Genomic DNA, 9,616 nt, shown 5'->3' on the forward strand with positions numbered 1-9,616 from the left:
AAGCGATTGCTGCGTTTGCAGCGACACGATGATCGTGGTCGCGGCAGCGGCACTCGATCTCCGCCCTGTCCGTGTATCGCACGCACCACGTGTCAAGCGGCCCCTTCATCGCTTGATCTCGCCGCCAATGGCCTGGTGAATATACAAATAAGCAACAGGGATTTACTTGACCCATATCCAACGCTCCTGCGGAACACCCGGATCTCAATTTTCATTCATGAGAAGTCCAGTCGTCTTCCTTCACAGCGCTGATAAAGCATCAGACGTCCCGCGCCAGCGCCTCACGAGTCCAACATCGATATCGAAAAGATCTAGGCAGCGCCCCACTGTGTGATTGACAACATCATCAATTGTCTTGGGACGCGAGTAAAACGCTGGAACAGGTGGAAAAATGATTGCACCGTTCTCGGTAGCTGCCAACATGCTGCGCAGGTGCCCGGAGTGCAGTGGCGCTTCTCGCACGACGAGTACGAGCCGGCGCCGTTCCTTTAGGGTAACATCGGCTGCACGACTGAGTAAAGTACCCGTAGTACCGTGCGCTATATCGGACAACGTCCGGATTGAACACGGAATGATCACCATTCCGCGGGCCTTAAACGAGCCCGACGAGACTGCTGCGCCAAGGTCAGGGTTTTGGTAGGTGGTTTCGGCCAACGCTACTACGTCCGCGATAGAAACATCGAGCTCTTGTTTCAGCGTCTGCATCGCAGATCTAGAGATGATTAGATGTGTAGAAATCCCATTATGCTTCAGAACTTCTAGAAGTCGGATGCCGTAAAAAATGCCGGAAGCGCCGCTTATGCCAACAATAATGGGAAGACTCATGGCCAGGCCGAAACTGTCTCAGATCATGGATAGCAATGCGATTTTAGGTTAGCGACAGACCTCGGGGTTCGGACAGTTCTTTCGGCACGTTTGATCTCAGCCTTCGAACCTGCTTCCAACTGCACGTCGCTTGATTACTAGTTATTAAAGGTCTCAGACCAACTAATTTCAACCTACCAAATTTTGGAGTGATGCTGGTTGCCTGTGTATCGCACATCTGGAAGATCGCAGAACCTCGCCCCATAATCCCACGATCCAAATTTTTCTTCCTAGAGCCCTGACCATCGCCATGGAAGCTTGGCTGCGTATCGGCGTTCGGTTGCCGGGCACTGCCCGTCTTTACCGCGCCGCTCGAGCTCGACCCGCTCGCTGCAACAGCAGCCGCAGGTGCTCGAACTCGTCGATTGTAACGATCGGCTCGTGCTAGCCCGGATACGTCTGTCCGCCCCAGACTATGATAGCCGCACAGAATGGGTTAGTCAGAAGACGGTCGACCGAGCGAAGTGCGAGCGCCGTGCCTCCCGACCGTTTCTTCTTGGGCGTGCGGAAGCCCCACTCGTTACGCGCTATTAGCGGGATCTGTTTGGCCGTATATGAGCAAGCAAGCATCAGCTCGAACATTGCTCGTACGAGCATGGCCTGAACGCGGACCAACGTCCCCAGGTCTCCGCGCGAGCGCCGGGGTTTGGGCTAGTCGTCTCGGCATCGAACGCTGAAGTTGTCGCAGGTACCCGCGAAGGCCTTTTTTGCTTTTGCATCTTCAAACCAAAAGCGCGTGCCGATGTCTGCACGATCGATCCACCAATCGACCTCATGCCCTTTTGCAATTCGGGAAGCTTCACCGAGTGCCTTTCAATCGACCGCCGGGACTTATTCCTTGCTTCCCTTTGACGGACCTTTTCTTGCAACTTCTTTAGCTCTCGGTACTAGACGACGCGCCGCGATCTCGGCGACGATCCAGTGGCCTTCCTGGCCCCATGCGAGTGCGGCTTCGACCTGAACCAGGAGTGCGGCTGCGATGAAATAAAGCAGTCTCATGTGAGTCCTCTACGCGTGATACGTCATGGCGCCGAGACACTGACCGGGGTCGGAGCGCCTTCCTTGTCGCCATCGAACATGATCAGAACGCGTAGCTTGGAGCCACGTTTTTCCAGAGGCAGCAGAGCTTCCGGCTTTCGAGCAGGACTAAAGGATAGCTCATACAGGAGCGTGACGTTTTCGCTATCGCCATCCTACGCATAGACCGCGTAGCTGCCTGGGCCATCCGCAGCCGGTCCCGCTAGGATCAGGATCCACTCGCCAAAGCTTGCAAGATTACGAACGCCGCGTCCGTCGCCAAGGGAAAGCCGGAAAAGGCGGTGAGCGGTCCCCGTACCCCCGAACAATACATCGATGTCGACGGCGACCACAACGGCGCGATTGCCATCCAGCACGGGCCCGCGGAGTCCGGCAGACAGACGCTCGTCCCTGATCGCAATTCCCTCGATCGTCAAGCCGTTCTCTTCGAGCCGCTGGTCGACAAAGGGCGCGACGCAAAGACCTCCCTGAGCCTGGTCGATCGCTCGAAGTCACGTCCTTTTTGTCCCGTCGGCGGCTGGTCTTGGTTGTGTAAAAACTCCCTCCGAGGGGAGACGATGAGCAGGCAGGACCGGCTCGGTCTCAGGCCACGATCGCAGCCATCAGCGGCTTGGTCCCGATGATGTTCATGACCCGTGTCAGATTGTAGGCCAGGACCGAGAGAGCCATCTCTGCGGCTACTTTTGGAAGCGTTTTGGTGAGGAAGTGTGTCGCTCCCATGCGGGCCTTGATCGTGCCGAACGGATGCTCGACTGTCTCTCGACGCTGGCGCATGGCTTGTGGGTTTGCATCGAGGCGCTGCACAGCGTCGAGCAGATGCTCATGCTCCCATCGTGGAATCCGCCGCTCTGGCCCTGTCGTGCACTGCGATTTGAGCGAACAAGCTTGGCAAGCTGTGGTCCAGTAGCGCCTTAGCCGCTTGCCGTCCTCCTCGCTCGTAAAGCGATATGGCAGTCGTTCCCCGGCTGGACAGCGATAGGCGTCCTCCTCTGGCAAATAGACAAAGTCCTGCTTGCCGAAGCGGCCATCTGACTTGGCACCCGACGTTTGTGGCTTGGGCAGAGTTACCGTGATGCCAGCCTCGTGACACGCGAGGATCTCCAGGCTGCTGAAGTAGCCGCGATCGGCAACGGCCTCGAGCGTCTCGGTTTCGAGAACAGCCTTGGCCTGCTTGGCCATATTGGCAAATTGCGCCCGATCTGAACCGCTGTTCGTTACCTCGTGCGCCACAATCAGATGATGCTCGGTATCGACGGCGACCTGCACGTTGTAGCCGACGACGCCGGAACCGCGGCCGCTCGTCGCCATCGAACGGCTGTCGGGATCGGTCAGCGAGATTTGCTGGTCAGGTGACGCAAGCATCTGCCTCTCGTAGACGGCAAGCTTGCCCATCTCCTCCTTCAGTTTTGTGAGCTTCTCGTGGAGCCTCGTCACCTTCGCGGCCAGCGCCTCCGTCGGCCCCTGCCTGTCGGCCGTGTCAAGTTGGCTCAGATAGCGCGCGACGCTCTCCTCAAGCTGGGCACGCCGCCGTTCCACCTTCGCCCGTGTGAAGTTCTTGTCCCGGTTGTTCACGGCTTTGAACTTGCTGCCATCGATGGCGACGCTCGCCGTCGCGAGAAGGCCCATCTGACGGCAAAGGCCGCTTACGTCCTTTGATTTCTTGTCCTGCTTGCCCAGAAGCCAGTGCTTTGCCGACCAGCTTTCCTGCTCTTTCGCCGCGGATAAATTCGCGAAGAACAACTCAGCAAGGCAAAACAGGGCTGCCGCCATCAAGGGCGCAGCTGACAAAGAGCGCGTCACCGGCAATCCTCAGGTCGGAAATATGTAATGGTTGTATTTTTGCAGGATACATCGAATACTGGTTTTCACAACCAGTTTTTAATGCATTTTGGAACGGGACGATGATTACACTGACTGCGCCTGACGGCACGGCCGTCAGCATTGACCCAAGCGTGTTGTTCGTGCGCGCCGGACTACTTCCGGCGAAAAGGGAGATGAAGGCGGCAATCCTCAAACACGAGTGGATTGGGAGATCATGCAACTCGTCTTGGAGCCCATTGACCGAGTGGCATCCCTTGTGAAAACGGGCCTCTCCCCGTTCACCAGCCTAACCACCATGGACGGCTCAAAGATCTGGTTTGATGCGCTTGGCGCCGTAGGGCCGCTGCCAATTACTGCTGGGCAAAGAAAGAGTGGCGGAAAATCGTCAATCAAGATCATGGGTTACCGTCAATACGTTACCGAGACGCCGGCCGAGGTTCGACAGGTGATCAGCGACGCCGGTGGTAGCCCAGTCTGAACGCTTCACGGTCTGCAGCAGTGGCCCTGGACTGCCTCGATCTCGATTATCGAGCACCCGTCGCCACCGCCAGCAGTCGCGCGAAACTCCTTAGCATTGCTCCAGCGATCCGTAGAAAGCCTATCTGGGAGCGACGATGATGGCAGCAGAAATGGACAATGACACTGACTTTGATGCCGGCCTGCGAGAGAGGGCATCCGAAGCGGCCAAGCGTTGGCGCGAGCGAACGGAAATCCGAAACCAGAAGGCCAAGGCGGTCGAGGAGGGCGACGCACTCGCAGCGGATACGCCGCCAAGGCTGGCGCTCCGTTTGAACAGGCTCATCGAAGAAGTGCGCAAGACAACCGGCGAAGGCCGGCCTCCTGACAACCCCATCCTGCAAGAGCTGATCAAGCGTCCAACGCCTTTGGCGGCGGAAGACATCAATGAACAACTCGTGCAAGAGGTCGTTCTCGGTGTTCGTAACTTCCTGTCTGTCGAGTTCTTGGCCCGCGGCATTCAGGCCAGCCGTCGCGTCGGCCGGATTCTGATTGACGCGGGTCAGGGCCTGCGAGCCCGCGGGACCGGTTTTCTGATCGGGCGCGGCATCTTCTGACAAATGAGCATGTGCTTCGTTCGAAGGAGCAGGCCGCAGCCTGCTTCATTCAAATGGATTATGAACAGAATCGCTATGCGCCTAATCCCCAACCGCAGCTATTCGCGTTCGAGCCGGATCGGCTGTTTCTGAATAATCGCAACCTTGACTTCGCGATCGTCGCCGCTGCTCCGAAGAGCAATCATGGCGCGGCGATCGAGCAGTATGGCTGGTTTACGCTCAACGATGCCCAGGGAAAGATCGCCGTCAACCCGGAGGACTTCGTCAATATCGTCCAGCATCCTCTCGGCCGCGAGAAAGAGGTCGTTGTCCGGGATAACAAGCTGCTCGACCTCGCAACCAGCAGCCAGGAAGCGAACTCGCTTGGCCCGTTTCCGCATTACGAGGCCGACACCGAGAAGGGTTCGTCGGGCTCCCCGGTCCTCAATGACCAGTGGGAAGTCGTCGCTCTTCATCACACGGGCGTGCCGGTCGAGGACGCCGACGGGCGCTGGCTGGATAAGGAAGGCCATGTTTGGGACGAACGCACCCAGTCTCTTTCCGAAATTGCCTGGCGCGCCAACGAGGGGGTCCGGGTCTCGTCCCTTGTCGCAGCCCTTAGCCAGCTGCAGCTGCCGCCACAGCAGAAGGCGCTGCTAGATCCGGTATTGGCGAAGACACCGCCGGCAGCCCGTGAGGTTGGCAAAGAAGCGATCGAGCCCCACGAGGTTGCCGAGCCGGTCGGCCGCCGCCTTCCTGCTCTTTCTCAAGAAAGGCGGCCCACATTCATTGACCAGCCGGCCATCGTACCAATGGCTGAACTCGAGGTTCCACTTCGAATATCGGTCTCGATTGGCGAGCCGCGCCGGCTGGCTGGACGCCTAGAGGCGTCGCAGGCGCCTATCCGAAGCTCAGGTCTGCGGGCCGAAATCCTCGAGGAGAGGCTTGAGCCGGAAGAATATGCTGACCGCGACGGCTATGACCGGCGGTTTCTCGGCACCACTGTCCCGCTTCCTGTCATGAAGCCGCGTCCGCGCTTCGGACACGCCCTGCAAATTCCGCGGCCGGCGCGCCCGCGGGATACGTTCGAGCTTCGCTATCATCGCTTCAGCATAATCATGAACGAAGAGCGCCGGCTTGCCTACTTCTCGGCCTGCAATGTGAATTTCAACGCGCCAGAAACAGTCGGGCGTGACGAAGGCAGCAAGTCTTGGCGCCTTGATGCTCGCATCGACTCGGAGAATCAGCTGGGCGCGCCCTACTACTTAAACAATGACTACGACAAAGGGCACCTTACGCGACGTGACGACGCCGCATGGGGGCGCGACAAGGATGATGCCTTGGCGGCGAACTGGGATACGTTTCACTACACTAATGCCGCTCCGCAACACTATCTGCTCAATCAATCAACTGAATTCACCGGCGCAGACCTTGATCTGTGGGGAGACTTGGAGAATTTCATATCGGAGCAAGGCGGCCAACAGAGGCGCCTGTCCATCTTCAATGGTCCGATTTTTGGCCATCGAGACAAGAAGTTGGACGACGCCCTCATACCCTGGGCATTCTTCAAAATCGTAATCTGGCGCGACCGGAACGAGTCGCCTGGCGCAATCGGCTTCGTCCTCAGCCAGCGTGACCTGATCGAGAATTTGCGAGAGGAGGCCATCGATCCGGGGCGGTTCTCGATAAGACAAAAGCGCATCAGCCAGATCGAACGCGATCTCGACATCAGCTTCGGCCCGGTCACCGAGTGGGATCAGATGCCGCAGCGCGACGCACGGGAGAGCCTGGATGACGAAGAAATTGAGATCACACGTGTGTCGGACGTCGTGATCCATTCGGCCGAGCCTACGACAGATCATTCGGCAGCCGTCGCGCCTGTTGCCCGTCGCGAGGGTCTAACTGAGGCCCTCACCGTTCCTGGTCAAGGCGCTACTTCGATTTCGGGCTCTGCGCAGCTGGATGAGCTTGCCAGGGAAGAGTACCACCAGAGCCTGGAAGAAATTATCGTGGAAAAGGACAAGGAGAAGGCAGCCCGCCGTTTGGGACGGCTCATTGGCGTGCTGCTTAAGGAGCCCTTTGCGGTATCTTCAGAGCTGAAGGCGAGATCTCGCCGCACATCGGCATACCGTGAGTGGCAGCTCAAGCCGCCGAGGGAGTTCAGTGAGGCTGGTGAGATGAACCCGGAAGCGAGGAAACGGCTCGAATGGCTGGTCGATCAGTTATCGGAGCGCGGGATGACAATGTCGGATCCCTATCAGCTCGCGCTGGAGGCACAGCATGAGAGCGGGTTCTTCGCATTGTTGATGAAGGTATTGCGAGACTACATCTGCGGCGAACGCCAAATTCGGAAGCTGGTTGATGACGCCTTCAAGAAAGTCAGCAAGCTCGGTAAAGCGCCCACGCCTGAAACCGTCGTAGGCGCCGGGGGCCTGACACTCGGGGCCTATCTCGTTCAACTGGTGCCAGCCTTGGGTATGCTCGGTACTCCCATCATAGCTGCGCTCATTCTCATCCTTTATCTCCTTGGCTGCAGGGCGTTCTGCGAGTGGTCCGGCCAGTTAAAAACGAATGAAGACGAGCGCTAATCCAACGTGACAACGGAAACAGTAGGTATAGCTAGAGAGGTGTGGATGTCTCGAGACCAGTTGGCTAAGGCAGCGTACTGTTGACAAGGCGCATGGCGAATTAGATGACGGGCGTCGGAAGCAAGGAAGGTTTGCTTCAGACATCCGTGTCTGATGGAAGAAGCAGGCATCATACAGGAGTCTGGCGGCTCCATCGGTTCGTCAAGCTCGCGGCACCAACCGCGATTTGCGTTATGAGATCTCCTTGGGCCCCAGCATCCATACGGAGAGACGGAGGGTCGTAAGCCCAAGTTTCGTATCTAATCTTGCCCACCCCAAACACGGACGCAGTTGTTGCTGGCGATCAGCTATACCGGCGGCATCTCCAACCGCATGAGCCGAACAGCGCCCAGTTCACCGCTCTCTAATAGGCTGGGCGTTCGCCGCTCCATGAAAAAAAGGCCCATAGATCCTCTTCGCGGGAAAGACAATTCGCTCCCGATGCTTGATTTCGCTCGTTTGTGAAAAGATTGGTGAATAGGATGTGAGGTGGATCACATTTCTGAATGAGAAGTTTGGCATTATTGTGGGCAATAGCGAAAGGAGGCGTCCATGTCCGATGTAGTCGTACAGATGCAGCCTGATCCAATCCAAAGGCCCAGCGAAACGCTGGTCAATGGAAACTACGTGATCAATGATCGAAAGTTCAATCAGTTGCAATCGACACTGACTGACCTCTGTCATTTCATGCAGCGCGAAGGTGTCAGTATTCCGCCTGAAAAGGCGCACTTGCTTGTAGTAGGCAAGATCGGCCGACTACGAAAACCGCGCTTCTGGTCGCGCGAGACAGGTCGTGTTCCAACAGAAGCGGAGTGGGGTGCATTGGAGACCCGTCTTCAAGAACTGCACTCCTTACTGGGCGAGCCGTGCAGGCGCGGGTTTTATATCAGCCAGAGCAAACGCCTGTTAATTTGGATGCCGCTAGTCATTATGGTAGGAGCCGTGGCATCTCTCTTCGCAACCAGTTTCATAGATGAGCGATGGCACTTGTATTGTTACATCGCGTGGCTCATGGCACTGGGCGCTCTCGGCTCAATTGCATACATTTCCATGAACGCGCTATCGCTTCAAAAGGACATCACATTCGATATTGGAAACAAAAGGCTTCTTGTAATCCGGATATTGTTGGGCGCGATGTTCGGCCTCATTTTGGCATTGCCATTCGGGTTTGGGAATTTCGAATCCTTCATTCGGACGCTTCGTAATAACACACCAAGTGATGCCGCAACTGATGCCAAGACGGCCGCAACTCTACTGATGCCGTTTGTCTTTGGGTTTAGTACGACCCTCGTATTGACCATCATCAATCGGCTTGTCGACGCAATTGGAGTCATTTTCGGAAAGCCACCGACGTCTCAGTCTAGCAATATGTCTCATTGAGAGAAGTACGGCCAGCAGCCTTCACCGATGACCGCGCCGCGCTGCATATCGGTCCGACCCGGGAGAAATACTGGTCGCTGGGTTGAGTGTATTCCATCTACGGGACTCATGATTTTCAGTCCTTACGGCTCCATGCCCGATCATGTCATGCCAGGTCGGCACGATGTTGACCCCTTTTTCGTATACCTAAATATTTCGTGCCGAAGCGTCATTAGTAGGCTCAGATATTTATCGACGATCTCCGCAGAGCGGGACGGCCTGAGTGACGGCCGTCGCGGCGCGCGATCTCACAATGATCGAATGGGCCTCGAACCTGTGCGGCTACAAACGAGTATCGGGTCTCAACTACCGTAATCCGGGGACAGGAGGGACGGTTGTGGCTGCGGAGACGCTTTCGCTTCCCTTTCCGTCGTGGCGGGAGGGGCTACTCGCTCTGGCCAGCGCTCTTAAAGATCCCGACCGCGAACGGATAGTAGTAGATAGACTTGAGACGACCGCCGCGAACATCAGGATCGGGCCGCGGGAGATATGTTCGCTTGCCTTGCTCGTTCCCTCACGGGCACATCTTGAATCTTTCCCGAAGCCTACACCTCCTCGCGAAATCGCCCGCTTGATCGAAGTCGCAAATGCTGGTGGCGAGCTAAACCGGCTAATGGTCGGCATGCTCGACGATATGGAGCGTACGCATCCGACGGGGGCTTCGTCGTCTTACGATTACCCACATTTTTTTGAGGTGCACTGAGCCGAAAAACTTGAGTCGCTAGAATCGCTTGTGATTCTTTGATGGGCACCTGATTCGAGAAGAGGTGCTCTATGGGACTGACTTCACGCGCC

Annotated in this window: 9 protein-coding genes and 1 pseudogene; 5 read left to right on the forward strand and 5 right to left on the reverse strand. The window is 56.9% G+C overall.

The features are described 5' to 3' along the window. Positions 1-240: 240 nt before the first annotated feature. The 5 genes and pseudogenes from AC0QUY_RS37460 to AC0QUY_RS37480 form a co-directional block, all read right to left on the reverse strand. Complete coding sequence (locus AC0QUY_RS37460) at positions 241-825, reverse strand: UbiX family flavin prenyltransferase (protein ID WP_161855545.1); 585 nt, start codon at positions 823-825, stop codon at positions 241-243. 870 nt (positions 826-1,695) lie between these two features. After that, the gene (locus AC0QUY_RS37465) at positions 1,696-1,863 is read right to left on the reverse strand and encodes a hypothetical protein (protein ID WP_161855544.1); all 168 of its coding nucleotides are present in this window, start codon (positions 1,861-1,863) and stop codon (positions 1,696-1,698) included. A 194-nt stretch (positions 1,864-2,057) separates the two neighbouring features. Then, entirely contained in the window at positions 2,058-2,384 is a 327-nt protein-coding gene (locus AC0QUY_RS37470) for a DUF3616 domain-containing protein (RefSeq protein ID WP_474417056.1), read from the reverse strand. 100 nt (positions 2,385-2,484) lie between these two features. Continuing rightward, positions 2,485-3,540, reverse strand: a pseudogene (locus AC0QUY_RS37475) (IS1182 family transposase); the annotation flags it as partial. 103 nt (positions 3,541-3,643) lie between these two features. Further along, positions 3,644-3,844: a hypothetical protein gene (locus AC0QUY_RS37480; protein WP_475391010.1), complete on the reverse strand. Its 201-nt coding sequence runs from the start codon at positions 3,842-3,844 to the stop codon at positions 3,644-3,646. A 93-nt stretch (positions 3,845-3,937) separates the two neighbouring features. On the opposite strand from AC0QUY_RS37480, the gene AC0QUY_RS37485 reads away from it, so the two are divergent. The 5 genes from AC0QUY_RS37485 (at position 3,938) to AC0QUY_RS37505 (ending at position 9,524) form a co-directional block, all read left to right on the forward strand. Beyond that, on the forward strand, positions 3,938-4,201 hold the full coding sequence (locus AC0QUY_RS37485; protein ID WP_161855542.1) for a hypothetical protein: 264 nt from the start codon (positions 3,938-3,940) through the stop codon (positions 4,199-4,201). Between the two features lie 136 nt (positions 4,202-4,337). Next, positions 4,338-4,796 (forward strand): hypothetical protein, encoded by a 459-nt coding sequence (locus AC0QUY_RS37490; protein ID WP_161855541.1) that lies wholly within the window; start codon positions 4,338-4,340, stop codon positions 4,794-4,796. Between the two features lie 11 nt (positions 4,797-4,807). Beyond that, the gene (locus tag AC0QUY_RS37495; protein WP_161855540.1) at positions 4,808-7,363 is read left to right on the forward strand and encodes a DNA/RNA non-specific endonuclease; all 2,556 of its coding nucleotides are present in this window, start codon (positions 4,808-4,810) and stop codon (positions 7,361-7,363) included. Between the two features lie 591 nt (positions 7,364-7,954). Then, positions 7,955-8,782, forward strand: coding sequence for a hypothetical protein (locus AC0QUY_RS37500; RefSeq protein ID WP_161855539.1), 828 nt, complete (start codon positions 7,955-7,957; stop codon positions 8,780-8,782). Between the two features lie 262 nt (positions 8,783-9,044). Continuing rightward, on the forward strand, positions 9,045-9,524 hold the full coding sequence (locus AC0QUY_RS37505; protein ID WP_161855538.1) for a hypothetical protein: 480 nt from the start codon (positions 9,045-9,047) through the stop codon (positions 9,522-9,524). Positions 9,525-9,616: the final 92 nt, after the last annotated feature.

This window comes from Bradyrhizobium sp. WYCCWR15520, assembly GCF_056174665.1.